25 protein-coding genes are annotated in these 25,628 nt (G+C 44.5%); 18 read left to right on the forward strand and 7 right to left on the reverse strand.

Annotation, left to right across the window (positions count from 1 at the left end):
- Window positions 1-195 precede the first annotated feature (195 nt).
- Window positions 196-447 carry a DUF1127 domain-containing protein gene (locus ACQEXU_RS15140; protein ID WP_427011455.1) on the forward strand — a complete coding sequence of 84 codons (252 nt, stop codon included), beginning with the start codon at window positions 196-198 and terminating at the stop codon, window positions 445-447.
- A gap of 38 nt (window positions 448-485) precedes the next feature.
- Here ACQEXU_RS15140 and ACQEXU_RS15145 read toward each other — a convergent pair whose 3' ends face one another.
- On the reverse strand, window positions 486-1,520 hold the full coding sequence (locus tag ACQEXU_RS15145) for an NADP(H)-dependent aldo-keto reductase (protein WP_427011456.1): 1,035 nt from the start codon (window positions 1,518-1,520) through the stop codon (window positions 486-488).
- A 128-nt stretch (window positions 1,521-1,648) separates the two neighbouring features.
- Here ACQEXU_RS15145 and ACQEXU_RS15150 point away from each other — a divergent pair, with 128 nt between their 5' ends.
- Window positions 1,649-1,960, forward strand: a complete 312-nt coding sequence (locus ACQEXU_RS15150; RefSeq protein WP_367988242.1) for a DUF6482 family protein — start codon at window positions 1,649-1,651, stop codon at window positions 1,958-1,960.
- On the opposite strand, the gene mutH is transcribed toward ACQEXU_RS15150, so the two are convergent.
- Window positions 1,957-2,622 (reverse strand): DNA mismatch repair endonuclease MutH, encoded by a 666-nt coding sequence (gene mutH / locus ACQEXU_RS15155; RefSeq protein WP_427011457.1) that lies wholly within the window; start codon window positions 2,620-2,622, stop codon window positions 1,957-1,959. The two genes, ACQEXU_RS15150 and mutH, sit on opposite strands and share 4 nt — an antisense overlap.
- Window positions 2,623-3,243: 621 nt before the next feature.
- On the opposite strand from mutH, the gene rppH reads away from it, so the two are divergent.
- The 5 genes from rppH to ACQEXU_RS15180 are packed head-to-tail and all read left to right on the forward strand — an operon-like array spanning window position 3,244 to window position 8,540.
- Entirely contained in the window at window positions 3,244-3,762 is a 519-nt protein-coding gene (gene rppH / locus ACQEXU_RS15160; RefSeq protein ID WP_367988244.1) for an RNA pyrophosphohydrolase, read from the forward strand.
- A gap of 2 nt (window positions 3,763-3,764) precedes the next feature.
- A complete protein-coding gene (gene ptsP, locus ACQEXU_RS15165; protein WP_427011458.1) occupies window positions 3,765-6,011 on the forward strand; it encodes a phosphoenolpyruvate--protein phosphotransferase in 2,247 nt (748 codons plus the stop codon).
- An 8-nt stretch (window positions 6,012-6,019) separates the two neighbouring features.
- On the forward strand, window positions 6,020-6,811 hold the full coding sequence (locus tag ACQEXU_RS15170; protein WP_427011459.1) for a sulfite exporter TauE/SafE family protein: 792 nt from the start codon (window positions 6,020-6,022) through the stop codon (window positions 6,809-6,811).
- A 43-nt stretch (window positions 6,812-6,854) separates the two neighbouring features.
- Window positions 6,855-7,679: a prolipoprotein diacylglyceryl transferase gene (gene lgt, locus ACQEXU_RS15175; RefSeq protein WP_367988247.1), complete on the forward strand. Its 825-nt coding sequence runs from the start codon at window positions 6,855-6,857 to the stop codon at window positions 7,677-7,679.
- Window positions 7,680-7,688: 9 nt separating this feature from the next.
- The gene (locus tag ACQEXU_RS15180; RefSeq protein WP_427011460.1) at window positions 7,689-8,540 is read left to right on the forward strand and encodes a thymidylate synthase; all 852 of its coding nucleotides are present in this window, start codon (window positions 7,689-7,691) and stop codon (window positions 8,538-8,540) included.
- A gap of 140 nt (window positions 8,541-8,680) precedes the next feature.
- On the opposite strand, the gene ACQEXU_RS15185 is transcribed toward ACQEXU_RS15180, so the two are convergent.
- Window positions 8,681-9,826 (reverse strand): Na/Pi symporter, encoded by a 1,146-nt coding sequence (locus tag ACQEXU_RS15185; protein WP_374144813.1) that lies wholly within the window; start codon window positions 9,824-9,826, stop codon window positions 8,681-8,683.
- A 375-nt stretch (window positions 9,827-10,201) separates the two neighbouring features.
- On the opposite strand from ACQEXU_RS15185, the gene nhaR reads away from it, so the two are divergent.
- On the forward strand, window positions 10,202-11,092 hold the full coding sequence (gene nhaR, locus ACQEXU_RS15190; protein WP_367988250.1) for a transcriptional activator NhaR: 891 nt from the start codon (window positions 10,202-10,204) through the stop codon (window positions 11,090-11,092).
- Window positions 11,093-11,220: 128 nt separating this feature from the next.
- Window positions 11,221-11,520 (forward strand): ArsR/SmtB family transcription factor, encoded by a 300-nt coding sequence (locus ACQEXU_RS15195; protein WP_367988251.1) that lies wholly within the window; start codon window positions 11,221-11,223, stop codon window positions 11,518-11,520.
- A gap of 97 nt (window positions 11,521-11,617) precedes the next feature.
- Here the strand turns inward: ACQEXU_RS15195 and rpsT are convergent, their stop codons facing one another.
- The gene (rpsT, locus tag ACQEXU_RS15200; RefSeq protein ID WP_004410238.1) at window positions 11,618-11,878 is read right to left on the reverse strand and encodes a 30S ribosomal protein S20; all 261 of its coding nucleotides are present in this window, start codon (window positions 11,876-11,878) and stop codon (window positions 11,618-11,620) included.
- A gap of 260 nt (window positions 11,879-12,138) precedes the next feature.
- Between rpsT and murJ the strand changes: the two genes are divergently transcribed.
- The 6 genes from murJ (at window position 12,139) to ispH (ending at window position 19,832) form a co-directional block, all read left to right on the forward strand.
- Complete coding sequence (gene murJ / locus ACQEXU_RS15205) at window positions 12,139-13,701, forward strand: murein biosynthesis integral membrane protein MurJ (RefSeq protein ID WP_367988252.1); 1,563 nt, start codon at window positions 12,139-12,141, stop codon at window positions 13,699-13,701.
- A gap of 67 nt (window positions 13,702-13,768) precedes the next feature.
- Complete coding sequence (ribF, locus tag ACQEXU_RS15210; RefSeq protein ID WP_427011461.1) at window positions 13,769-14,713, forward strand: bifunctional riboflavin kinase/FAD synthetase; 945 nt, start codon at window positions 13,769-13,771, stop codon at window positions 14,711-14,713.
- Between the two features lie 55 nt (window positions 14,714-14,768).
- Window positions 14,769-17,597, forward strand: coding sequence for an isoleucine--tRNA ligase (gene ileS, locus ACQEXU_RS15215; protein WP_427011462.1), 2,829 nt, complete (start codon window positions 14,769-14,771; stop codon window positions 17,595-17,597).
- Window positions 17,598-17,803: 206 nt separating this feature from the next.
- Window positions 17,804-18,307 carry a signal peptidase II gene (lspA, locus tag ACQEXU_RS15220; protein WP_427011463.1) on the forward strand — a complete coding sequence of 168 codons (504 nt, stop codon included), beginning with the start codon at window positions 17,804-17,806 and terminating at the stop codon, window positions 18,305-18,307.
- A 106-nt stretch (window positions 18,308-18,413) separates the two neighbouring features.
- On the forward strand, window positions 18,414-18,845 hold the full coding sequence (gene fkpB / locus ACQEXU_RS15225) for an FKBP-type peptidyl-prolyl cis-trans isomerase (protein WP_427011464.1): 432 nt from the start codon (window positions 18,414-18,416) through the stop codon (window positions 18,843-18,845).
- Between the two features lie 24 nt (window positions 18,846-18,869).
- Window positions 18,870-19,832 carry a 4-hydroxy-3-methylbut-2-enyl diphosphate reductase gene (gene ispH / locus ACQEXU_RS15230; protein ID WP_427011465.1) on the forward strand — a complete coding sequence of 321 codons (963 nt, stop codon included), beginning with the start codon at window positions 18,870-18,872 and terminating at the stop codon, window positions 19,830-19,832.
- A gap of 102 nt (window positions 19,833-19,934) precedes the next feature.
- On the opposite strand, the gene ACQEXU_RS15235 is transcribed toward ispH, so the two are convergent.
- Window positions 19,935-21,419 (reverse strand): carbon starvation CstA family protein, encoded by a 1,485-nt coding sequence (locus tag ACQEXU_RS15235; protein ID WP_427011466.1) that lies wholly within the window; start codon window positions 21,417-21,419, stop codon window positions 19,935-19,937.
- Between the two features lie 204 nt (window positions 21,420-21,623).
- Here ACQEXU_RS15235 and ACQEXU_RS15240 point away from each other — a divergent pair, with 204 nt between their 5' ends.
- Both ACQEXU_RS15240 and ACQEXU_RS15245 read left to right on the forward strand, forming a co-directional pair.
- Window positions 21,624-21,968: a DUF2799 domain-containing protein gene (locus tag ACQEXU_RS15240; protein WP_427011467.1), complete on the forward strand. Its 345-nt coding sequence runs from the start codon at window positions 21,624-21,626 to the stop codon at window positions 21,966-21,968.
- A 111-nt stretch (window positions 21,969-22,079) separates the two neighbouring features.
- On the forward strand, window positions 22,080-22,409 hold the full coding sequence (locus ACQEXU_RS15245; RefSeq protein WP_367988261.1) for a hypothetical protein: 330 nt from the start codon (window positions 22,080-22,082) through the stop codon (window positions 22,407-22,409).
- 30 nt (window positions 22,410-22,439) lie between these two features.
- Here ACQEXU_RS15245 and murQ read toward each other — a convergent pair whose 3' ends face one another.
- Together murQ and ACQEXU_RS15255 are read right to left on the reverse strand one after the other, a co-directional pair.
- Window positions 22,440-23,366 (reverse strand): N-acetylmuramic acid 6-phosphate etherase, encoded by a 927-nt coding sequence (murQ, locus tag ACQEXU_RS15250; protein WP_427011468.1) that lies wholly within the window; start codon window positions 23,364-23,366, stop codon window positions 22,440-22,442.
- Between the two features lie 15 nt (window positions 23,367-23,381).
- Window positions 23,382-24,491 carry an anhydro-N-acetylmuramic acid kinase gene (locus tag ACQEXU_RS15255; protein ID WP_427011469.1) on the reverse strand — a complete coding sequence of 370 codons (1,110 nt, stop codon included), beginning with the start codon at window positions 24,489-24,491 and terminating at the stop codon, window positions 23,382-23,384.
- Between the two features lie 99 nt (window positions 24,492-24,590).
- Here ACQEXU_RS15255 and nagZ point away from each other — a divergent pair, with 99 nt between their 5' ends.
- Window positions 24,591-25,577: a beta-N-acetylhexosaminidase gene (gene nagZ / locus ACQEXU_RS15260; RefSeq protein WP_427011470.1), complete on the forward strand. Its 987-nt coding sequence runs from the start codon at window positions 24,591-24,593 to the stop codon at window positions 25,575-25,577.
- The last annotated feature ends 51 nt before the right edge of the window (window positions 25,578-25,628 follow it).

Here is a 25,628-nt window from a genome sequence, read left to right on the forward strand (position 1 = left end):
CCGCGAAATCTATAGCCAAGGATTTTAATGGCTGCATGATGAGCGCTGCTCGAAAACAGACCACCAAGCAAATTAATTAGTCCGCACCTCTTAATTTTTAATAGGCTGCGGAAAAGGCAGCATATTAAAAATATCGGACACCTTTTTGCCTTTATGCTGAACTTTTCCCAGTCTCAATGTAACTGGAGAAATACCATGCGTCATTCTGTATATTTAACACTTGCCACTATGCTGGTTAAAGCCGACTTACGTCGTGAAGAGAGAGAATGGAAACGAAAAGTACGCCGCAGTGCACATGATTTGCCTTGGCACAACGCGCACCTATTACGTGACATCGGGTTAGAGCAAGACGGCCGTACAATTGGACACTCTGAACCTGATGCTGTGAAAGCAGAACGTCGTATTCGTCACCTTCGTCGAGTGTTAAGTGCGCGAATAATAACGTAATCAAAAGGGCTAGTGATGCGTCGCTAGCCCTTCACTATTTATGGGCAAGGGTTGGAGTATGTGGTTCCAATTTCTTGTATGCCAGTCAATAACTCATCACTTAGTGCCACATCAATACTTTCTATGTTCATTTTGAGCTGCTCAAGGTTCGTCGCTCCAATAATATTTGCAGCAACAAATGGTCGTTGGTTGACGAAAGCCAATGCCATTTGAGCAGGATCTATCCCGTGTTCTCGTGCCAATTGAACATAAGCTTCTGTTGCTTTTATTCCTTGTGGTGTGAAGTAGCGAGCAAAGCGTTCCCACCTCGTACAGCGTGCACCTTCAGGCTTTGCACCATTAAGATATTTTCCGCTTAAGCAACCGAAGGCGAGGGGAGAGTAGGCAAGAAGCTGAACGCCCTCATAGTGACTTATTTCAGATAAACCGACTTCAAAACTTCGGTTAAGTAGATTGTAGGGATTTTGAATCGAAACGATCCGAGGTAACTCATGCTTCTCTGCTAATCGAAGTAACGTCATGACTCCCCAAGGGGTTTCGTTTGAAACACCAATGTAACGAATCTTTCCTGCTCTGACTAACTCAGCGAGAGCTTCAAGTGTTTCGATCAGCGTGACTTCTTCCTGTGTATTTGGATAAGAGTAGTTAAGTTGACCAAAACAGTTGGTTTTCCTTTGTGGCCAATGTAACTGATAGAGATCGATATAGTCAGTCTTTAGACGTTTTAAGCTGTCATCGAGCGCTAGGTGAATATTGCGTCGATCTAAGCTCATATTGTCGCGAATGTAAGGAAGGTTACGTGGCCCAGCGACTTTTGTTGCAAGTACCACTTTTTCTCGCTTACCCGATTTTTCAAGCCAGCGGCCAAGATAGTTTTCCGTTGCTCCTTGAGTTTTTGCTTTTGGAGGCACCGGATACATTTCGGCAGTATCAATGAAGTTCACACCATGATCGACGGCGTAATCGAGCTGATTAAAGGCGTCTTGTTGATCGTTTTGTTCACCATAAGTCATCGTTCCTAGGCAGATCTTACTGACTTCAAGGCTGGAATGCGGCAATTTAGTGTATTGCATTGAGTTTCCTTCTCTGACGTTTTAATGATCTCACTATATGTGATGTCAGTATCAGAGAAAAGAACCCGTTATTTCGGCTTCTCGCAAATTATCCTTGTTTAACTACACTTTTGTGATGGAGGTAAGTTATGCAAAAGACTCAATTAAATAAATGGATTCATGGTCATCATAAGGACTCTTATCAACCACCGAAAGTTTTTATCATTGGTTGTTCTGATCTGCAGCAGTATTTGGTTGCGGTGGAGTACAAGCACAAGTTGGAGCCAGTAAAAGTTGATGATGAACCTTTGCATTTTGACTCATTGGAGTTAGTGAAAGAAGAATTGATCAAGCTGGGAGTGGAAAAAGCTTACTTACGTTTACACAATACCTATGATGAATTTGGTAACCAAGAGCTTGATGGCTACAGCGATGAAGAGATCCCTTTGATAACCCATTAGACAAAGTACTTTTCGAGAATGTGAGAGGTAAATTGTGTTCTCAAATAAAAGCCGCGGGGCAAGGTTTTTATAGGCTTACCGCTAGCGCCGTACGCCTCTGTTTTGACTCTACTGTTGGCAGCTTTTGGCCTTAATTGTAGTACTTCGCCATGACGAGCGCAGATCTGCTCTACTTTGCCTAAAACGATCAATTCCATCAGTTCTTCCCAGTCATTTTTTAACTGCCGTTCTTCTTCTTCATTGGGGGACCAAATAAGCGGAGAGCCGACATGACGCTGGCTTAGTGGGATTTCGCGCTCTCCTTCGACAGGAATCCAAAGTACGCGTGAAAGTTTATTGCGTACATGGCTCTGTTCCCAGGTTAAACCATGAACCCCAATTAATGGAGCGACACACACAAATGTGGTTTCTAGCGGTTTACCTATGTAGCTAATCGGTATGGTTTTCAGTTCAATTCCGAGCTGTTCGAAATCTTGTTGTGGTTTGCTGCCTGCCGTTGCACCAAGATGCCATTCCAGCAGTTGACCGACCCAACCTTTATCGCGCTTTAGATCCGGTGGAACTGTCATGCCAGCTTCACTTGCTAACTCAGCAAAGTTCATTCCTGCAATTTCTTGTGCTCGTGCTAGCAGTTCTTGTTCTGATTGAGGTTCTGGTTTCATGATTCTAAAGCGATAAAAGTAAAAACATATTGTAACTGAGAACGGGAATTTTCGAGAAGTTTGTTTTGTGATCATTTTGATTAAAAGATCATCTCTCCAATGGTTATCCACAGCCTCTGGATTTTAAACCATAAAAAATTACTATCTGGATCTATTTACAGTAGTTTAAAGGTTTAAATTTTAGTGGTGTATCGTTCAGTTAACTAAAATATCTCCTTTAAGTGTGGATAAATTGAGACTTGATGGATCTTTGACCGATCTGAGATAACGGTTATAAACAACCATAAATACAGCATTGTTATTTGATGTTTATTGATTTTATCTTGTTGTTTTGTGGCGGTATTTTGTTTTATTGGTATGTTTTTTTTTCAGTTGTGGTAATGGTGTTGGTGATGAAATGATCACTATAAAACGGATTCTTCACATAGTTATGCACAGAAAAGGTGAATAAATGTGGCCTAGGTCTCAACTGTGTGTTGATAATATCGTGATTGGGTGAAAGTTATCCAAAATACTCAGGAATCACCCATAAATACTGCTTTAATCACATTAGTAAGTTTGCTCCGATTGGGGATATGTGGAAAAATCACGGTAATTGAAGATATTAATAGAGGTTGGCCAGTGATAGATGGCGATGGTTACCGCTTAAATGTGGGAATTGTAATTTGTAACAACCATGGTCAGGTCTTCTGGGCAAAACGATACGGACAACACTCATGGCAGTTTCCTCAAGGGGGAATTGATGATGGGGAAACCCCTGAACAGGCCATGTTTAGGGAGTTATATGAAGAGGTGGGACTGACGAAAAAAGACGTCAAGATCATCGCGACCAGCCGGCATTGGTTACGCTATAAGTTACCTAAGCGTTTGGTCCGGTGGGATTCCAAACCTGTTTGTATCGGCCAAAAACAGAAATGGTTTCTCCTTCGCTTAGATTGTGATGAGTCTAGAATAAACATGCAGCGTGGGAGTTCCCCTGAATTCGATGGCTGGCGTTGGGTCAGCTACTGGTACCCAGTAAGACAAGTGGTTTCTTTTAAACGCGATGTTTATCGTCGAGCGATGAAAGAGTTTGCCTCAATGGCAATGCCCTTTAAAGAACGCAGAACAAAAGGTAAACGTAAACACCGAAGAGGATAGACATGCTTTCTCAACTAAGGGAGATAGTTGAACAAGTTTCCAAAGTCGAAGAGGTACATTTGGCGCTGGAAATTTTAGTTAAGCAAACGTGCAGTGCGATGAACACGGAGTGCTGCACCGTCTATTTTGCTAATGAAGAAATGCATCGTCTTGAGCTTATGGCAACGCAAGGTCTTCGGTTCAAAGGTGATAAAATTTGCATTGGCTTTAATGAAGGTTTGGTCGGCTTAGTAAAAAGGACGGCAGAACCACTCAACTTAGCTGAGGCGTCCAAACATCCTCATTACAAATATTTCTCTGAGCTTGGTGAAGAGGTTTATCAAAGCTTTCTCGCAACGCCAATCATCTACCGAAAACAAGTCTTAGGCGTTTTAGTTGTTCAGCAAAAAGAACCCCGTCAATTTGACGAGATGGAAGAGTCATTCCTAGTGACGCTTGCAGCGCAGCTTGCGGTGATCATTGCTCATGCCCAAACACAAGGCTTATGGCGATTAGAGAAGAAACAACAGGCCATTAAAGGTATTCCTGCTTCTCCTGGGGTCGCTATCGGGGAATTTTGGTGGGATGACACGCAACCCGATCTTTCGCAAGTTTCGCCGGCATCAACCTTAAACGTAGAACAAGAACAAGAATGGTTGCTTCTTGCGATCGAAGAAGCATTGAATGATTTTCGCCGGATGCGTAAAAAGCTCGACAGTGAGATCAATAAAGATGCGCTGGCGATTTTCGATCTCTTTACCCACTTACTCAACGATCCAATGCTGCGCAAAGATCTGAAAGCGCAGATCCAAAAAGGCGATCGCGCTGATTGGGCCTTACGTCAGGTAGTTGAGGCGTATTCAAACCGTTTCGCCCGAATGTCTGATGTTTATCTACGAGAAAGAGCGCAAGACATTCGAGAGCTTGGGCAGCGATTACTTTTTTTCCTCCACAACACCGAAAAAGAGCAGCAGGTTTTTGAGCGCCCGGTGATCATGGTAGTGCGTGAGTTAACCGCGTCGTTGCTGGCATCAGTACCTAAAGAGATGTTGCTTGCTGTTATTTCACTGGAGGGGGCGGCCAATTCACATGCGGCAATTTTATCGAGGGCGTTAGGTATTCCTGCGATCATGGGCGTTAACCTCAACTTGAAAGGGATTAACGGCCGGACAGGGGTTGTGGATGGTTATTCCGGTAAAATTCTGGTTTCACCAAATAAACAATTACTGAAAGAATATCGGGCTCTAGCTAACGAAGAGCGAGAGCTTGCTCGGTTGGTTAACCGCCGCATTGAAAAGCCTGCGTGCACCAAAGATGGTGAACGAATTGAAGTGCTGCTTAATGCTGGTTTGAGCGCTGATACCAACATTGCCATTAATGAAGGTGTTGATGGAGTCGGGTTGTACCGCACCGAGATCTCTTTCTTACTTCAACATCGTTTTCCTTCAGAAGAAGAGCAAACACAACAGTATCAGGCGGTACTGCGTGCCTATCCTAACAAACGTGTTGTTATGCGGACGTTGGATGTCGGTGGTGATAAAGCGCTGCCGTACCTACCGATTGAAGAGGACAATCCTTTCCTTGGTTGGCGAGGCATTCGTTTTACTCTCGATCATCCTGATATTTTTTTGATGCAGCTTAGAGCCATGCTTAGAGCGAGCGCAGAACATAATAACTTGAGCATTTTGCTGCCAATGGTGTCTGCAACTCAAGAACTCGATGATGCCATCATGTTGATCCATCAAGCCTATCAAGAAGTGGTAGCGTTGGATGAACGTATTGTCATGCCCCCGATAGGAGTCATGATTGAAGTCCCTTCCATGCTTTATTTATTGCCGCTGATCTCCAAGAAAATTGACTTTGTATCGGTAGGTACCAATGACTTAACTCAATACTTGCTCGCCGTTGATCGCAATAATTCTCGGGTTTCTGATGTGTATGAGTCATTGCATCCTTCAGTGATCATGGCGTTGGCTCATATTCATCAAAGCTGTCAGCAATTGGATTTGCCTGTATGTATCTGTGGTGAGTTAGCTGGTGATCCTATTGGTGCTTTATTGCTAATTGGCCTTGGTTATCGCAGTTTGAGTATGAATACATCGAATGTCGCCAAGGTTAAATACCTTTTACGTCACACTGAAGCAGAAGAGCTGAAGCAGTTAGCTTATGAAGCATTAAAGCAGCCGTATGGCCAAAATATCTATGCTATGATGCAGGCATTTCTTGAAGATAAGGGCTTTGCGGGCTTCATTCGCGCAGGTAAGAAATAGGTTTTTAGGTGACGATAGGGTTATTAGCACTGTTATTGTTGTTAGGGGCTGTCGTAGGGGTATTAGCTGGTCTGCTTGGCATTGGTGGTGGCTTGATTGTGGTACCTGCGTTGCTTTTCTTATTACCAATATCAGGTATTGAGTCTGACATTACCATGCATATTGCTCTGGCTACCTCTCTCGCAACCATCATTGCAACCTCGGGCTCTTCTGCTCTCAACCATCTAAAATTGGGCAATGTCGATATGTTTGTCATCAAGTGGTTGATGCCCGGCGTGCTAGTCGGGGCATTTGTGGGAGCGAATCTGGCTGAACTGATCCCTGGGCAATATTTACCTAAGGTCTTTGCTGTGATTGTGCTGTTTCTTGCAATGCAAATGCTGTTAACTATTCGCTCGGAAACTCAACGAAGCCTGCCGGGGATCTGGAAGACATTACTCAGTGGCACTGGGATCGGTGTTATTTCCAGCTTAGCTGGTATTGGTGGTGGCTCACTCTCTGTACCTTATCTTAATCGCCATGGTGTTGAAATGCGCCGCGCTGTTGGTTCTTCCTCTGTTTGTGGATTGGTCATTGCTATTTCGGGGATGCTGGGCTTTATCCTTCATGGATATCAGGTTGAAAATTTACCGCCTTACAGCCTTGGATATGTTTATCTTCCCGCACTGATTGCTATCGCTTCGACATCAATATTAACCACGAAAGTCGGTGCGAAATTGGCGACGACAATGCCGACAAAACAATTAAAGAAAATTTTTGCTGTATTTTTGCTGTTTGTAGCAGGAACTATGCTGCTATAAAGCACTCTCACCTAATTAATCGACACTATAAAGAGTATTACGTATGTCTCAAGGATACCTTGAATTCCCCAATATAGACCCAGTACTGTTCTCCATCGGGCCAGTGTCTGTACGTTGGTATGGTCTGATGTATTTGGTTGGTTTTGTTTTTGCATTGTGGTTGGCAAACCGACGTGCTGATAAGCCTGGCAGTGGTTGGACCCGTGAGCAGGTATCGGACTTACTTTTCGCTGGATTCCTTGGGGTGGTCATTGGTGGCCGTGTTGGTTACGTCCTTTTTTATAACTTTAACCTGTTTCTTGCCGATCCATTGTACCTATTCAAAGTGTGGACGGGTGGTATGTCATTCCACGGTGGCCTACTCGGTGTGATCACGGCAATGTTCTGGTATGCCTATAAGAATGGTCGAACTTTCTTTGGTGTGGCTGACTTTATCGCGCCATTAGTTCCGTTTGGTCTTGGTATGGGACGCTTAGGTAACTTTATGAACAGTGAGCTATGGGGACGCGTCACGGACGTGCCTTGGGCGTTTGTATTCCCAAATGGTGGACCTTTGCCACGTCATCCATCTCAGCTATACGAAATGCTTTTAGAAGGTATCGTACTGTTCTTTATTCTTAACTGGTTTATCAAAAAGCCTCGTCCGTTGGGTTCGGTCTCTGGGTTATTCCTAGCAGGATATGGTACATTCCGTTTCTTGGTTGAGTATGTTCGTGAACCGGATGCGCATTTGGGATTGTTCGGTGGATTTATTTCTATGGGACAAATTCTATCGCTGCCGATGGTGATCATTGGCATCTTAATGATGATTTGGGCATACAAACGCGGCCACTATTCAGATTCAGAAACCAAGCAAGCAGTTAAGTAAGGAATTGGTGTGAAACAGTATCTCGAACTCTGTCAGCGAATCGTTGACCAAGGTGTATGGGTAGAAAATGAACGTACAGGCAAGCGTTGCCTGACCGTAGTCAATGCGGATCTAACCTATGATGTTGGTAACAATCAGTTCCCGCTAGTGACCACACGTAAGAGTTTTTGGAAAGCCGCAGTTGCTGAGCTACTGGGTTACATTCGGGGTTATGACAACGCTGAAGATTTCCGTAAGCTTGGGACCAAAACGTGGGATGCGAATGCGAACTTAAACGACGCTTGGTTGAATAACCCATATCGTAAGGGTGAAGACGATATGGGGCGTGTTTATGGTGTTCAGGGTCGTGCTTGGGCTAAGCCTGATGGTGGTCATATCGACCAGTTGCGTAAAATTGTTGATGACTTAACCCGTGGTGTAGATGACCGTGGTGAGATCCTTAATTTCTACAACCCCGGTGAGTTCCATATGGGATGCTTGCGTCCTTGTATGTACAGCCATCATTTCTCTTTGCTAGGTGATACCCTGTACTTAAATAGTACCCAGCGTTCGTGTGATGTGCCGCTTGGCCTGAACTTCAACATGGTTCAGGTTTATGTATTCTTGGCAATTATGGCGCAAATTACCGGTAAGAAAGCGGGACTGGCCTATCACAAAATCGTCAATGCCCACATCTATGAAGATCAGCTTGAGTTGATGCGAGATGTGCAGCTAAAACGTGAGCCGTTGTCACCTGCAACGTTCCATATCAACCCTAAAATTACCTCATTAGAAGATCTAGAAACTTGGGTCACGCTTGATGACTTCTGGGTAGAAGGGTATGAATGTCACGAAGCGATTAAGTATCCATTCTCGGTTTAATCTAACAATAGAACAAAACAAAAAGCTGCCTAGTGCAGCTTTTTTTATCTTTGTCATTAATCATTGAATCTTAACCGGGATAAACAGAATAAAAAAAGGGCTTACTATGTAAGCCCTTGCTGTCATTGATGGATTTACGACTAAACGGTTAGCGCTAGAATCGTACCTGGCATAACCAAGAACACAGCAACGAGATAACCAGCAACAACTGCTTTATTCTTGATTGCCAGCTCAGAAATCAATTCAGAGCCTTTCACTGGAATCTCACGTAGGAACGGAATACCAAAGATAAATACGGTGGCTAGAATATTAAAGACTAAGTGAACCAAGGCAATTTGTAGTGCAAATACTGCAAACTCACCAGAAACAGCGGTAGCTGCTAACAGGGCAGTAATACACGTGCCGATGTTTGCGCCCAAAGTGAATGGGTAGATGTCACGCACTTTCAGTACACCCGAACCTACAAGTGGTACCATCAAGCTAGTCGTTGTTGATGAAGACTGAACCAAAACCGTTACGATAGAGCCTGATGCGATGCCATGGATTGGACCACGTCCGATTGCGTTTTTCAGGATTTCACGAGCTCGGCCAACCATAAGGCTCTTCATTAGCTTACCCATCACAGTGATTGCAACAAAAATAGTCGCGATACCTAGTAGGATAAGCAATACACCGCCGATGGTGTCGCCAAACGTTGCTAGTGGCTCTTTGATCGCACTTACAACTGGCTTAGTGATAGGTTTAATGAAGTTAAACCCTTTAATGCTCATATCACCAGTTGCGAGTAGTGGAGAAACCAACCAGTGTGAAGCTTTTTCAAGGATGCCAAACATCATCTCTAACGGTAGGAAGATAACTACAGCTAATAGATTGAAGAAGTCGTGGATTGTGGCACTGGCAAAAGCACGCTTAAACTCTTCTTTGCAGCGCACGTGACCCAGAGAAACGAGCGTGTTGGTTACAGTGGTACCAATATTGGCACCCATTACCATCGGAATTGCGGTTTCTACAGGTAGGCCACCAGCAACCAGACCGACGATAATTGATGTAACAGTACTAGAAGACTGAATAAGAGCCGTTGCGACGAGACCGATCATTAGGCCCGCAACTGGGTGAGCGGCGAACTCAAATAATACTTTAGCTTGATCGCCTGTCGCCCATTTAAACCCACTGCCTACCATAGATACTGCTAGAAGCAGTAAATACAACATGAATGCCAAGTTAGCCCAGCGCAGCCAACGTGTCGTGCTCGACACTGGAGCTGCTGTAGTAGTAGCTTGGTTCATCATAATTTTCTCCGTTGACCGTTTTCTTACTGTATTGGTCTGTAGTTGAAACTGAGGCCGATATTAGGGAGGAAATATTTCAGTAATATTACAGAGTGCTGTCATAAAGTAGATTTTATTGATAGGGCGCACTTTTAGCTGTAATTAGGTTTTTACATAACATGTAATTCATTGAATTTATTGGGATAATTGGTGTGTGCTTTGGTTCTCAATTTGAGCTTGTAAATTGTTTAAAACCTCTGCTTATTACTGAAACTCGGTGACACTACTGTCATATTTGACGTTTAAATTTCGAAAAAAATAGTGAAATTTTACGAATAATTCGGTTATATCGAATGTAATGATTAAAGGAAAGGCTGAAACAAGGTAAGTATCATGTCTCATTTAAATTATAACCATCTCTATTATTTTTGGATGGTGTGTAAGCAAGGCTCTGTAACGAAGGCAGCCGATGCTTTGTTCCTCACTCCTCAAACGGTAACAGGTCAGATAAAAGCACTGGAAGAGCGTATGGATGGCAAGTTAACCAAGCGGAATGGGCGCAGTGTAGAGCCAACAGAGCTTGGCCAATTGGTCTTTAAATATGCTGACCGAATGTTTGGCTTGAGTTATGAGATGTTGGATATCGTGAATTACAGCCAGCGTTCTAACTTGTTGTTTGATGTCGGTGTGGCTGATGCCTTATCAAAAAGGTTGGTTAGTAAAATACTAATGACAACCGTTCCTGAAGATAACAGTATTCATTTACGTTGTTTTGAATCAACCCACGAAATGCTTCTTGAGCAACTTGCTCAACATAAACTGGATATGATCCTATCCGACTGTCCTGTGGACTCCAGTCAAAGTCCGGGCCTCTACAGTAAAAAACTCGGAGAGTGCAATATGAGTTTTTTCTGTACGGGGAGTGTCGAAGATGTAACTTTTCCTAACGTGCTTGAACAGAGGAAACTGCTGATCCCTGGCAGTCGTACTGCTATGGGACGTAAAGTATTAGAGTGGTTTGATCGCCAAGGCCTACAAGCGAATATTTTAGGAGAGTTTGACGACGTCGCTTTAATGAAAGCCTTTGCTCGTTATCACCACGATGCAATTTTTCTCGCCCCCTCATTATATATGACAGAAGTTGAGAGTGATTTACCCCTACAGTTAATCGGTCATATTGATGAGATAAAAGAAGAGTACTATGTCATTTTTGCTGAGCGAATGATCCAACATCCTGCCGTGAAAAATGTTTGTGATGCTAATTTTTCAAAATTGTTTAAGTGATAACTTTTCTTATGGTTTAGAAATGATTACTATCGGAAAGAATATGTTTCAATTTATAAAATAACTATTGGACTATTCGTTTTAGCTTGCAAGTTGTAGAAGTTAGGTTATCCCGGGGGTATTTGCCGATGGACCTACAAGAAATGGAAAAAAACTCAGCCAAAGCAGTGGTGCTGTTAAAGGCGATGGCAAATGAAAGACGATTGCAGATTTTATGTTTACTGCATAATGATGAGTTGTCGGTAGGTGAGTTGTGTAGCAAATTGGAATTAAGCCAATCTGCACTTTCACAACATTTGGCTTGGTTGCGCCGCGACGGACTAGTTATCACGCGTAAGGAAGCGCAAACGGTGTATTACACGCTAAGCAGTAATGAAGTAAAAGAGATGATAAAACTGCTTCATAGCATGTACTGCAGCGAGATGTAATCATAAAAAAGGCTTTCACAATGAAAGCCTTTATTTAATTCGATATAAAAAAACCGGCATTAGCCGGTTTTTTCTTCACTGAGTTATCAATACTCTATTAAAGAGCTTTGATAGCAGCAGCGAAACGAGACTTATGACGAGCTGCTTTATTCTTGTGAATAAGGCCTTTAGTTGCCATACGGTCTAGGATTGGTGTAACTGTAGCAAATGCTTCAGTTGCAGCAGCTTTGTCGCCTGCTTCGATAGCAGCAACAGTTTTCTTCATGTAAGTGCGCATCATTGAACGACGGCTAGCGTTGTGCTGACGACGTTTCTCAGCTTGGATAGCGCGCTTCTTAGCAGATTTACTATTTGCCAAGGGTCTAACTCCCAAAAACTTTAAGTTCGGTGACATTTTAAGGGCGAGGAATATCCCTCATTTACGCTTTAATGTCAAATGATTTGTGCAAAAACCCGTCGAAACCAAACAAATTTTGGATAACAAAGGCCTTCACGGTTAAGATGGCGGGGATTCTATCAGTATTTTTTTTTCATTGCTAATACTAATCTGCTCTCTTCCTGACATTCTTGCATTAGAGTGAGGGCAATTTTATCTATTAGACTGCATTCGAGGTTTTTGTGAGTAAACGTCTACTCAAGTCGGGCATGATCGTCAGTGCGATGACTTTAGTTTCCCGTGTTCTAGGGTTGGTCCGTGATGTGGTGGTTGCGAACCTCATGGGGGCAGGTGCTAGTGCCGATGTCTTCTTCTTTGCCAATAAGATCCCTAACTTCCTTCGCCGTTTATTTGCAGAAGGTGCATTTTCTCAAGCTTTTGTTCCTGTTTTGACGGAGTATCATGCTGCTGGTGACATGAATAAGACGCGAGAACTGATCGCCAAAGCGGCAGGTACCCTTGGGGTGATTGTCTCCATTGTTACCATTATTGGTGTATTAGGTTCCGGAGCCGTAACGGCGCTTTTTGGGGCGGGTTGGTTTATTGATTGGCTCAATGATGGGCCAGCAGCACCTAAATTTGAGCTGGCGAGCTTCATGCTTAAAATTACCTTCCCTTATTTGTGGTTCATTACCTTTGTTGCGCTGTCTGGGGCGATTTTAAATACGCTGGGTAAATTTGCAGTATCTTCATTTACCCCTGTATTTTTGAATGTGATGATCATCTTATCTGCTTGGTTTATTGCACCTCAATTGCCACAACCGGAGGTTGGGCTTGCTATCGGGGTATTTCTTGGTGGCTTAGTTCAGTTCTTCTTCCAAATTCCTTTTCTTATTAAAGCCGGCGTGATGGTGAAGCCGAAATGGGGCTGGCGTGATCCGGGTGTGGTTAAAATTCGCACCTTGATGATCCCCGCGTTATTTGGTGTCTCTGTTAGTCAAATCAACCTGTTGTTTGATACGTTTATTGCCAGTTTTCTGCAAACGGGTTCAATCAGTTGGCTCTATTACTCTGACCGTTTATTAGAGTTTCCATTAGGATTATTTGGCATTGCAATTGCGACCGTTATTTTGCCTGCTTTGTCACGTAAGCACGTCGACGCCCATGGTGAAGGCTTTGCTCACACTATGGACTGGGGCGTTCGTATGGTGACCTTGTTGGGTATTCCTGCGATGTTGGGGTTAATGGTGTTGGCTAAACCCATGCTCATGGTACTTTTTATGCGTGGTGAGTTTTCTCCACAAGATGTGCATCAAGCGTCTTTATCGTTGATGGCTTACGCATCTGGTTTGCTGAATTTTATGCTGATTAAAGTTTTGGCTCCGGGTTACTACTCTCGACAAGATACTAAAACCCCAGTGAAATATGGCATCATCGCGATGGTCTCAAACATGGTATTTAATGCGATTTTTGCGTACTTTTACGGTTACATTGGCTTGGCGATGGCTACGGCATTATCTGCATTAGTTAATATGGTTCTCTTGTACCGTGGCTTACATCGAGCTGGGGTTTATAAACTGAGCCGCAAGACCGTTTTCTTTATTGGTAAGTTGGTATTAGCAGGAAGTGCGATGGTCGCAGGGTTAATGTGGCTGCTTGAAGACATGAATGTTTGGCTGACTTGGAGCTTTATCCAGAGAGCATCAACCTTAGCAGGTTTGATTGCGGTGGGTGGCGTCGTGTATTTGCTGGTTCTTGGCATTTTAGGTGTGCGACTAAAAGATCTAAAAGCAGCGACAGAGTAGCTCTGATTAGTATATAATCCGTCGGTTTCGCAGCGCGTAAAATTACCTGAGGAAAAATCCGCAACCAATGCAACTTATCCGAGGCATCCATAATATTAAGCCACAACATAAAGGGTGTGTGCTGACAATCGGGAATTTTGATGGTGTCCACCTTGGCCATCAAGAAGTTCTTTGCCAAGTTTCTGCTCAGGCAGAAAAACTAGGCTTACCATCTGTAGTGATGACGTTTGAACCACAGCCGATGGAATTGTTTGCCAAAGATAAAGCGCCAGCGAGATTGACGCGGTTACGTGATAAGTACGTTCAACTGGGTAAGTTGGGCTTAGATCGCCTGCTGTGTGTCAATTTTAATCAGTACTTTGCCAGCTTAAGTGCTGACGCATTTATTCGTGACTTGTTGGTCAAGCGTTTGGATGTTAAGTTTCTGGTCGTTGGTGATGACTTCTGCTTTGGTCGAGGTCGACAAGGTAACTTCGACATGCTTTTAAAAGCAGGCCAAGAGCATGGTTTTGAGGTGGTCAGTACGCAAAGTTTCTGTATGCAAAAACAGCGAGTAAGCAGTACTGCGATTCGTGATGCATTAGCCAAAGATAACTTAACTGCTGCGGCTGAAATGTTAGGGCGTGACTACAGTATTAGTGGCCGTGTAGCTCATGGCCGCAAACTGGGTCGAACAATCGGCTTCCCTACCGCCAATATTCCTTTAAAACGTTGCGTTTCACCGGTATCTGGTGTCTACGTCGTTCAAGCTCTGGGCTTGGGAAATAAACCTATTGGTGGTGTCGCGAATATTGGAAATAGACCCACTGTAAATGGTGTCCGCCAACAACTTGAAGTACATTTATTCGACTTTCATGCCAATTTATATGGCAAGCAATTAGAAATTGTACTTTTACATAAGCTGCGAGATGAGCATAAATTTGACTCTTTTGACGCTTTAAAACAACAAATTGAATTGGATGCTGAGGCAGCAAGGGTGTGGCTGCGTCAGCTTGAAGACCAAGCGGTTTAGTTCGCTGCTTGGCATAATGTCTAACTGTCACCCAACACAACGGAATTAAGAATCGATGAGTGAGTATAAAGATACCCTGAACCTTCCTGAAACAGGGTTTCCGATGCGTGGCAATCTGGCGAATCGTGAGCCAGAAATGCTTAAGCGTTGGTATAAAGAAGACCTTTACGGTGAGATCCGTAAAGCGAAGAAAGGCAAAAAATCTTTCGTTCTACATGATGGCCCTCCATATGCGAATGGTGACATTCACATTGGCCACGCACTAAATAAGATTCTTAAAGACATTATTATTAAATCCAAAACACTTTCTGGTTTTGATGCACCGTACATTCCTGGTTGGGACTGTCACGGTCTACCAATTGAACTAATGGTAGAAAAGAAAAAAGGCAAACCAGGCCAAAAAATCTCTGCGGCTGAGTTCCGTGAAGAGTGTCGTAAGTACGCGGCAGGTCAGGTTGAAGGTCAAAAAGAGAGCTTCAAACGCCTAGGTATCATGGGTGAGTGGGACAAACCTTACCGCACGATGGATTTTGCAACTGAAGCAAACATCATCCGTGCCCTGGGTAAGATTGCTGATAACGGCCACTTGCTTAAAGGTTTTAAACCTGTTCACTGGTGTACCGACTGTGGTTCAGCGCTTGCTGAGGCAGAAGTTGAGTACAAAGATAAAGTATCTCCTTCGATTGATGTTCGCTTTAAAGCAGCAGATGCAGCGGCACTTATCTCTAAATTTGACCTAAATGAAGGTCACGAAGGTGAAGGTGATATCTCAATTGTTATCTGGACAACCACACCGTGGACTCTGCCAGCAAACCGCGCAGTATGTCTACGTGATGATCTAGAGTACGTGCTTATCCAAGTCGAAGGCGAAGTGAAAGAACGTATCATTGTTGCGTCTGAACTAGCTAAAGATGTGATGGATCGTGCGGGTATCGAGCATTTCCATAATCTTGGTTTTGCGAAAGGTGCGGATCTTGAGCTTTCTCAGTTCCAACACCCATTCTACGACTTCACTGTCCCTGCGATCCTTGGTGATCACGTAACGACTGATTCTGGTACGGGTGTGGTCCATACTGCTCCTGGCCACGGTCAAGAAGACTTTGCGGTAGGTAACAAGTACAACCTAGAAGTCGCGAACCCAGTAGGTTCAAACGGTGTTTACCTACCAGATACAGAACTATTTGCTGGTCAGCACGTATTTAAAGCGAACGATGCAGTTGTTGAAACGCTAAAAGAGAAAGGCGCGCTTCTTCATCACCACGCTTATGAGCACAGCTACCCACACTGTTGGCGTCATAAAACTCCAATCATCTTCCGTGCAACACCACAATGGTTTGTATCTATGGATCAAGCTGGCCTACGTGCAAAAGCGCTAGAGTCAATCAAAGGTGTTGAGTGGATGCCTGAGTGGGGTCAAAGCCGTATCGAAGGTATGATTGAAGGTCGCCCTGAGTGGTGTATCTCTCGTCAACGTACTTGGGGTGTGCCAATTGCTCTGTTCGTTCACAAAGAAACAGCAGAACTTCATCCAAACACACTAGAGCTTATCGAGAAAGTTGCTCAGCTGGTGGAAGAAAAAGGCATTCAAGCTTGGTGGGATCTAGAAATCTCTGACCTACTAGGTGAAGAAGCGGACAAGTACGAAAAAGTGCTAGATACATTAGACGTATGGTTCGATTCAGGTGTTACACACTACTCAGTAGTTGATGCTCGTGAAGAGTACAACGGCAACAGTGCTGACCTATACCTAGAAGGTTCAGACCAACACCGTGGTTGGTTCCAATCTTCACTAATTTCATCTATCGCGATGAAAGATGAAGCACCATACAAGCAAGTGTTAACTCACGGCTTCGTAGTTGATGGTCACGGCCGCAAGATGTCGAAATCTATCGGTAACGTAGTTGCACCAAAAGATGTAACCAACAAACTAGGTGCAGATATTCTACGTCTATGGGTTGCATCTACCGACTACACCGGCGAAGTAGCAGTATCTGATGAGATCCTGAAGCGTTCTGCTGATGCATACCGTCGTATCCGTAACACAGCGCGTTTCTTCCTAGCAAACCTAAGCGGCTTTAACCCTGCGACAGATATTGTTCCTGCTGAGGAAATGGTTGCGCTAGACCGTTGGGCTGTAGGCCGCGCACTAGCTGCTCAAGAAGAGATTGTAAAAGCATACGGTGAGTACAACACTCACGCGGTAACTCAGCGTCTAATGCAGTTCTGTTCAATTGAAATGGGCTCGTTCTACCTAGACGTAATTAAAGACCGTCAGTACACAGCGAAACGTGGCGGCCACGCTCAACGTAGCTGTCAGACTGCGCTTTACTACATCGTAGAAGCTCTAGTTCGTTGGATGGCACCTATCATGTCATTCACTGCAGATGAAATCTGGAATGAGATGCCGGGCGAGCGTGAGAAGTTTGTCTTCACTGGTGAGTGGTTCGATGGTCTATTCGGTCTTGCCGAAGGCGAAGAGCTAAACAACGAGTTCTGGTCTGACGTTCAAGCGGTTCGTGGTGGCGTGAACAAGCTGCTAGAAGATGCTCGTAAAGACAAGACTATCGGTGGCTCTTTGCAAGCAGAAGTAACGCTATACGCAGATGACGCACTAGCAGCGAAGCTAGGCAAGCTTGAAGATGAACTGCGTTTTGCGCTACTAACTTCAGCGGCAGTTGTTAAGCCTCTAAGCGAGAAGTCTGACGCTGCACAAGAAACTGATGTAGAAGGTCTGTTTGTTGAAGTGAAAGCGACCGAAAACGAGAAGTGTGACCGTTGCTGGCACCACACGCCGGACGTAGGCACCATCGCGGGTCATGAGAAGATCTGTGGTCGCTGTGTATCGAACGTAGATGGCGAAGGTGAAGTCCGCAAGTTCGCATAATTGCTCGTCATTCTTGGCACTGTAGCTGTGTTGACTGTACTTACTCGCTCCATCACATAGGAAAACTATGCTCAGGAGTCTCGTAAGTTTGTCGCCTTGCTACAGCACCAATAATTTAGAGCAAACGCTAACGGAACTTTATTGAAATAACATAGCCCCAGTATCTACTGGGGTTATTTTTAGGGCTTAATTCTTTAAGGGATAAGATGTCAAACATTCCACTAAAACAATCAGGTGTGCGCTGGCTATGGTTAGCGTTGGTGATTTTCCTTGCTGATATCGGCATTAAGCTTTTTGTTATGGACAACATGGGTTATGGCTGGGCGAATCGTATTGAGGTTCTACCATTCTTCAATCTGCTTTATGTCCATAACTACGGAGCTGCTTTTAGCTTTTTGAGTGATCAAGCTGGTTGGCAGCGTTGGTTCTTTACCGGGATTGCATTTGTCGTCACCGGTATGTTGACCTACTGGATGAGTAAGTTACCAGCGAAAGAGAAATGGAATAACATCGCCTATGCGTTGATCATCGGTGGTGCTGTTGGCAATGTGTTTGATCGCGTTGTGCATGGCTTTGTGGTTGATTACCTTGATTTCTTCTGGGGAGATTATCATTGGCCTGCATTTAATCTAGCAGATACCGCCATTTGCATTGGCGCTGCAATGATCATCTTAGATAGCTTTCGTAAAAAAGAAGACGTAAAAGCATAGGTTGTGAAAAACCTCGAATAACCCTAAGCGCTGTCTGTTGATTCAGACAGCGCTTTCTAATATAAGAACAGTTAAAAATTAAAGATCACTTCAAGGAAGCCGTAACGTGACAATTATTAGCCAACACTCTGCAGTAACGCTGCATTTTACTATAAAAATGAAAGACGGCTCCGTAGCCGACAGTACGCATAATATGGGTAAGCCAGCTAAGTTAATTATTGGTGACGGCAGCTTGAGTGATAATTTTGAACAATGTTTACTAGGGCTGGCTGTAGGCGAGCATAAGTCGATTGAGTTGAATGCCGCTGATGCGTTCGGTATGCCAAATCCTGACAATATTCATCATATGGATCGTACCAAATTTGTCGGTGATGCAGAAGTGGAAATTGGTACCATTATGGCTTTTAGTGGTCCTGATGGTGTTGAGATCCCTGGCATCATTACTGAGATTGCAGGAGATTCAGTGACGGTCGACTTCAACCACCCATTAGCTGGGCAAGATGTGACTTTTGAAGTTGAGATTTTGTCAGTAGAATAAGCGCCCAAAGAAGATAATGACTCCATGAGCAATGCAATGAAAATCCTATTAGCTAACCCTCGAGGCTTTTGTGCTGGTGTTGATCGTGCGATCAGCATCGTTGAGCGTGCACTTGAGATGTATCAGCCACCTATCTATGTTCGCCATGAAGTCGTGCACAACCGCTTTGTGGTTGAAGGTCTAAAACAGCGTGGTGCGATCTTTGTCGAAGAGTTGCATGAAGTGCCCGATGATAACATCGTGATCTTTTCTGCTCATGGTGTCTCTCAAGCAGTACGTAAAGAAGCCAAAGAGCGTGATCTGACGGTGTTTGATGCCACTTGCCCACTGGTGACTAAAGTTCATATGGAAGTGGCACGTGCCAGCCGTAAGAGCATGGAAGTTGTGCTGATCGGCCATGCTGGCCACCCAGAAGTAGAAGGGACGATGGGCCAATACGCAAGTACTGAAGGTGGTATGTATTTGGTTGAAACTCCTGCTGATGTTGAGCAGTTAAAAGCCAAAGTGAAAGATCCGAGCAATTTGCACTATGTAAGCCAAACGACTCTTTCAGTGGATGAAACTGCGGATGTGATTGAAGAGCTTCGCCGTGCTTTCCCTGACATCCAAGGACCACGTAAAGATGACATCTGTTATGCCACTCAAAACCGCCAAGATGCGGTACGAGAACTGGCTCAAAGTGTGGATGTGGTTGTAGTTGTTGGTTCTAAGAACTCGTCTAACTCAACCCGTTTGAAAGAACTGGCTGAAAAGTTAGGCACGCCTGGTTACTTGACTGATTGCCCTGAAGACATCAAACCAGAATGGTTTGAAGGGAAAGTAAAAGTTGGAGTCACCGCTGGTGCATCAGCACCTGAAGAGCTTGTTAATCAGATCTTAAATCGCATTCAAGAGTTGGGTGCAGAAACGGTTGAAGAAGTACTAGGTCGAGAAGAGAACATGTTCTTCGAAGTACCAAAAGAACTTCAAATCAAGCAAGTAGACTGATGCTGATTGAGATGAAAGTTAGGTTGCTCTCATTTTTATATCAATGAAAAGAAAAGGGTTCCAAGCGGAACCCTTTTTAATGCAAGTAAAGTGGTCAATGGATTAAGCAGTTTCTGTTACGGTTGATGTTTTTTCTTCATCCGGCAGCTCGGTTTCCCCTTTGCCTTTTGAAGTTTTAATCACGTAAGTGGCCACCGCTAGGGCAAATACGATACCGCTGATGGTTGAAATCTGCATTGGTAGGCCGAAACCTAATGTGCTGTTGTTAAGAATGAAGGTCACACATACGGTAGTCATGAACACTGCTGGTACTGTGGTGATCCAGTGCAGTTTATTGTGACGCAGTAGATAAGCCGAGGCAGTCCACAGCATCATTACAGCCGTTGATTGGTTAGCAAAGCCGAAGTAACGCCAGATGATACCGAAATCAACTTGAGTCAAGATGCCACCAAGAACAAACAGTGGTACTGCCATCATTAGGCGATTACGTAGTGCTTTTTGATCTACATTGAAGTATTCAGCAAGAATCAAGCGGCTAGAGCGGAATGCTGTGTCTCCGGAGGTAATTGGCAGAATCACCACACCTAGGAAAGCAATCACACCACCGAATACACCTAGCAAGCCAAATGATGCGCTGTATACGACGTTACCTGGGCCACCATTCTTCACCGCTTCTGATAGCGCATCTAGGTTGCCGAAGAAAGAGAGCGCGACAGCACACCAAATTAGGGCGATCACACCTTCACCAATCATTGCTCCGTAAAAGACGAAGCGGCCATTTTTCTCATTTTCCATGCAGCGTGCCATTAAAGGAGACTGAGTAGCATGGAAGCCAGAGATTGCGCCACAAGCAATCGTGATAAATAGGGCAGGCCACAACGGCATATCATTTGGGTTTAGGTTAGTGAACATGTCACTGACTTGAAAATCTCCCATCACGGTATGTTCGCTAGAGAAAGCGACAGCAGTGATTAGACCAACTGACATGAAAATAAGTAGCGCGCCAAACAGTGGGTAGAAACGGCCGATGATCTTATCGACAGGTACAATTGTAGCGATGATGTAGTAAGCAAAAATTACTACCACCATTGAAGTCATAGTAACGGAGAAGCCAGTTTGGTCGTTGATCAGGTTAGTGATCATGCCCGCTGGTGCAGATACGAATACAACACCAACCAATAGCAGAAGGATAATGGCAAAAATGTTCATGAAATGTTTTGCGCCATTACCCAAGTAGCGGCCTGTAATGGTTGGCACCGAAGCACCGCCGTTACGCACAGACAACATGCCAGAGAAATAATCATGGACGGCACCTGCAAAGATACAACCCATCACAATCCAAAGCATTGCAGCTGGACCATACAGCGCGCCCATTATCGGGCCAAAGATTGGACCAACACCTGCAATGTTCAGTAACTGAACAAGGTAAACTTTCTTGGTCGACATAGGAACATAGTCAACACCATCCGTTTTGGTGTGGGCTGGTGTTTGGCGTTTCTCATTAATACCAAAAATTTTTTCGACGAAGGCGCCGTAAATAAAGTATCCGCCAATCAGGGCTGCGACACAGGTTAAAAACCACAACATAGCAACTATCCTTAAATGAATTTTATAAGCTCACGTTGAATACTAAGAGACCCAGAGGCAACAAACATCCAGTTTTATGGCGAGTGGTCGTATGGGGGCGTTAGTGGCAAATAACTCAATTAAGTGGTTTTTACTGATTGCCGGTGGCGCTAAGAGTGATTTAGTGGTTTGATGGCGTTGAAAAGAAGATTGAAAGGAAAATCAATGAATAAAAAACTCACAATTGGAAGCTTGGTGTTGTTGCTAAGTGCATGTGCGTCGAGTCCTGAGCAGTTGGCGAAAGAGGGGGATTGGTTTCAGATCGGTTATCAAGATGCAGTCAGTGGCCACACTGAGCGGTCTTATAAAGAGCTAATGGATCTGGGTGCGGTCAAACAAGACGATTACGAGCAAGGTTACAGTGAAGGGTTAACGGAATATTGTAATCCGAATTTTGCCTATCAGATTGGCTTATCAGGTCAATATTACGAAGGGATTTGTGAAGGAACGGCGCAGGCACAAAAATTTCGTATGGAGTGGCAACGTGGTTGGAATGAACACAGCCAATAACGCCGTCTCTTTAATAAGACGTCATGGTGGCTTGTTTTTGCTCTGACATTTGAACTGGATCACTTTGTTGTAATTCACCGATTAATGGTTCATTAGAAGAGAAGTCACAAAATGAGAAAGCTATTACTTGTTGGTTTAGTGCTGTTGCCATTGACTGCTGGTGCAAGCAACGCGTTAAAAGAGACGATCAAAATGAAGCGTAAATACGATCATAATAAGCATCGTATTACCAACACGATCAACAATACCCAGCGCAATATCAAAGAGCTTTCAAATGGCACTTATGTTGAAAACCAACTTAAGCGTGAAGTGAACCAAGCGACAGACAAATACACTGATAAAGTCGATCGGGTGAAAAACATGACCAACCCGAATGAAATCAAGCGCCGTGCAAAAAATGAAGCCAATCGCCAGTTTGATGAATGGTTATACGAAGAGTAAAAAAAGGTGACCAAAAGGTCACCTTTTTTTCTAGCTGTCACTATGGTTTTCGACCGCTTTACGTAAAAAACCATCTTGTCGGGTTAATTGTGTCCTAGCCATTTCAATATCCATTCCAGTCAGAATCATCAAAATTGCCAGCTTAACGTCGTATTGCGTTTCTTCGAGGATTTGAGTCGCCAATTGCTTCTCACACTCTGTTGCTTGCATGACAATGCGAGCGGCGCGGGCGACCAATTTTTTATTAGTGGCTTTAACATCAACCATAAGGTTTTGATAGCTCTTACCAAGGCGGATCATCGACGCCGTGGTGAGCATATTTAACACAAGCTTTTGTGCCGTACCTGACTTAAGACGAGTTGAACCTGTTAATGCTTCTGGCCCGACAACGGGACTAATGGCGATCTGCGCTTCTTCTGCAATCGGTGAATTTGGGTTGCAAGAGAGTGCTACGGTCACTGCGCCAAGTTTGTTTGCATACGTTAAGCCACCAATGACGTAAGGCGTTCGGCCACTGGCAGCAATACCGACCAAGACATCTTGCGAATTAAACTGAATCGCTTGAAGGTCTGACTCTCCAAGTTCGGGGGAATCCTCTGCACCTTCTTTGGCTTTTAATATGGCTTCTGGGCCACCAGCAATAAGGCCAAGCACCATTTGGTCAGATACGCCAAATGTCGGTGGACATTCAGAAGCATCAAGCACACCCAAACGACCACTGGTACCTGCGCCCATGTACACAAGGCGTCCCCCTTGTTTAAACGCGGCAGTGATCTTATCTACGGCGTCAGCTATCTCAGGTAATACTTTTTCAACCGCAAGTGGGACCTGCTTGTCTTGTTGGTTAATGCGCTCAACAATTTCAAGTGACGAAAGCAAATCGATATCCATGGTTTCTGGGTTACGTCCTTCTGAAACCAAATGAGACAGAGCGGCAATCAGGGCATCGTTTGTCATGATAAACCTTATTTGTTAGGCAAAATACAACACGCCAAGAGAAGCGAGCTGTGTTGCACCGGTGACTTCCGGTAAGTTACTAGGTAAATGGTGTATCCGACGTTGCGCTAACCACGCAAACGCCATGGCTTCCATATAGTCGCTGTCGACACCTTTCTCTGAGGTTGAACATACCTGCCACTGTGGCAAGAGTTCTGCAATGCGAGCCATCAATAGGGGGTTTTGAGCGCCGCCGCCACAGACTAATAATTCCGGCTTAGCACCTATCAAAAATTTGGAGACCTCGTCAGCGATGGTCACCGCGGTATATTCGCATAAGGTGCGTTGCACATCTGCTTCATTAATGTCAAAGCTTGTTAGTTGTTGTTCTAACCAAGGTAGATTAAACAGCTCTCGCCCGGTGCTTTTAGGTGCAGCTTGATTGAAGTAGGGCTCGCTTAATAGCTGGGTTAGTAACTTGGAGTGAACCTGTCCTTGCTGGGCAAACTGTGCATTCTTATCGAACTTCGCGCCAGTGTGTTTATTGCACCAACTGTCCATCAACATATTGCCCGGCCCCGTGTCGTAACCTAAGACTTTTTCATGTGGGCGGATGACCGATATATTGGCAATTCCCCCGATATTGAGTACCACGACACTAGAGTCATTAGATTGAAAAATGGTTTGGTGAAATGCCGGGACCAAAGGCGCGCCCTGACCACCAAGCGCCATGTCTTTTCGACGAAAATCTGCAACTGTATTGATACCTGTTCTACTGGCGACAATGTTGGCATCGCCAAGTTGCATCGTAAAAGGTGCATCGCCAGTTGGCTGGTGGAATACGGTTTGTCCATGATTACCAATGGCGCGTATTCGCGTCGCTTGGTAACCTGATTTATCGAGCAAAGCGAGCACGGCATCGGCAAACAAGTGACCCAGCAAATGATCAAGTTCACCGATTTCTTTTAAGTTGGTTTGCTGGCCAATGCAGACATTGAGAAGCCGATTTTTCAGCGACTCAGGCATTGGGTATTCATCGTGCGCCAACAATTGAATGTTGTTGTCTGCAATGGTTACTAATGCGGTGTCCACGCCATCCATACTGGTGCCGGACATTACGCCAATGTAAAGCTCTTGTTTTGTCATGGTCAGAATCCGCTGCCGATTATTGAAAGCCATTGTAATGCAATAATAAACCGAATAATCTGCCTGCATAGAAGATATTTGCAATGGCTGGGAGAAAATATGGGACCGCTATGGGTTGATGTGGAAGGCTATGAGCTGAATGCTGAAGATCGTGAGATCTTGCAGCACCCGACCGTTGGGGGCTTAATCCTGTTTACACGTAATTATCACGATAGTGAACAATTACAAGCGTTGGTCAAATCAATTCGAAATACGGTGAAACGCCCTTTTTTGGTCGGTGTTGACCAAGAAGGAGGACGAGTTCAGCGTTTCCGTGAAGGTTTCTCCCGTATACCCGCAGCACAGCAATATGCAGAGCAGGCAAATGGTGAACAACTGGCTGAGCTTGGTGGCTGGTTAATGGCGGCCGAGTTAATTGCTCATGATATTGATCTAAGTTTTGCCCCTGTGTTGGACAAGGGACATCAATCTAAAGCCATTGGCAATCGTGCCTTTGGCGAGGATATCGAGACCATTTTGACTCATAGCATGGCTTATATGCGTGGTATGAAGGCGGCGGGTATGGCAACGACAGGAAAGCATTTCCCAGGGCATGGTGGAGTGCTGGCCGATTCGCACCTAGAGACGCCAGTCGACAATCGTAGCGATATTATCGAAACAGATATGGCGATATTCAAAGCGCAAATTGATGCATCCATCTTGGATGCGATGATGCCGGCTCATGTCGTTTATCCTCATTATGATCCTGAGCCAGCCAGTGGTTCTGAATATTGGCTAAAGCGCGTGCTCCGGGAGCAGCTTGGTTTTAACGGCCTGATTTTTTCAGATGATTTGACTATGGAAGGCGCCTCTATCATGGGAGGGCCTGCAGAGCGTGCCCATCAGGCGCTGGTAGCAGGTTGTGATATGTTGTTGGTTTGCAATCAACGTGATGCTCAGGTCGAAGTATTGGATAACCTGCCAGTCCTTGAAACCCCAATTGCACAAACGATGTTGAAAAAGCAAAGCTATACGCTATCTGAACTGCAGCTTTCACCGCAATGGAAACAAGCTTCAGAGGCGATGAAGCGTCTATTGGAGTGCTAATTCTACTGTTAAAAAAGAGCCGCTCAAGCGGCTCTTTTTCATTTTGGAAGT

Origin of the sequence: Vibrio sp. TRT 21S02 (assembly GCF_050113675.1) — a bacterium.
Taxonomy (GTDB): Bacteria; Pseudomonadota; Gammaproteobacteria; order Enterobacterales; family Vibrionaceae; genus Vibrio.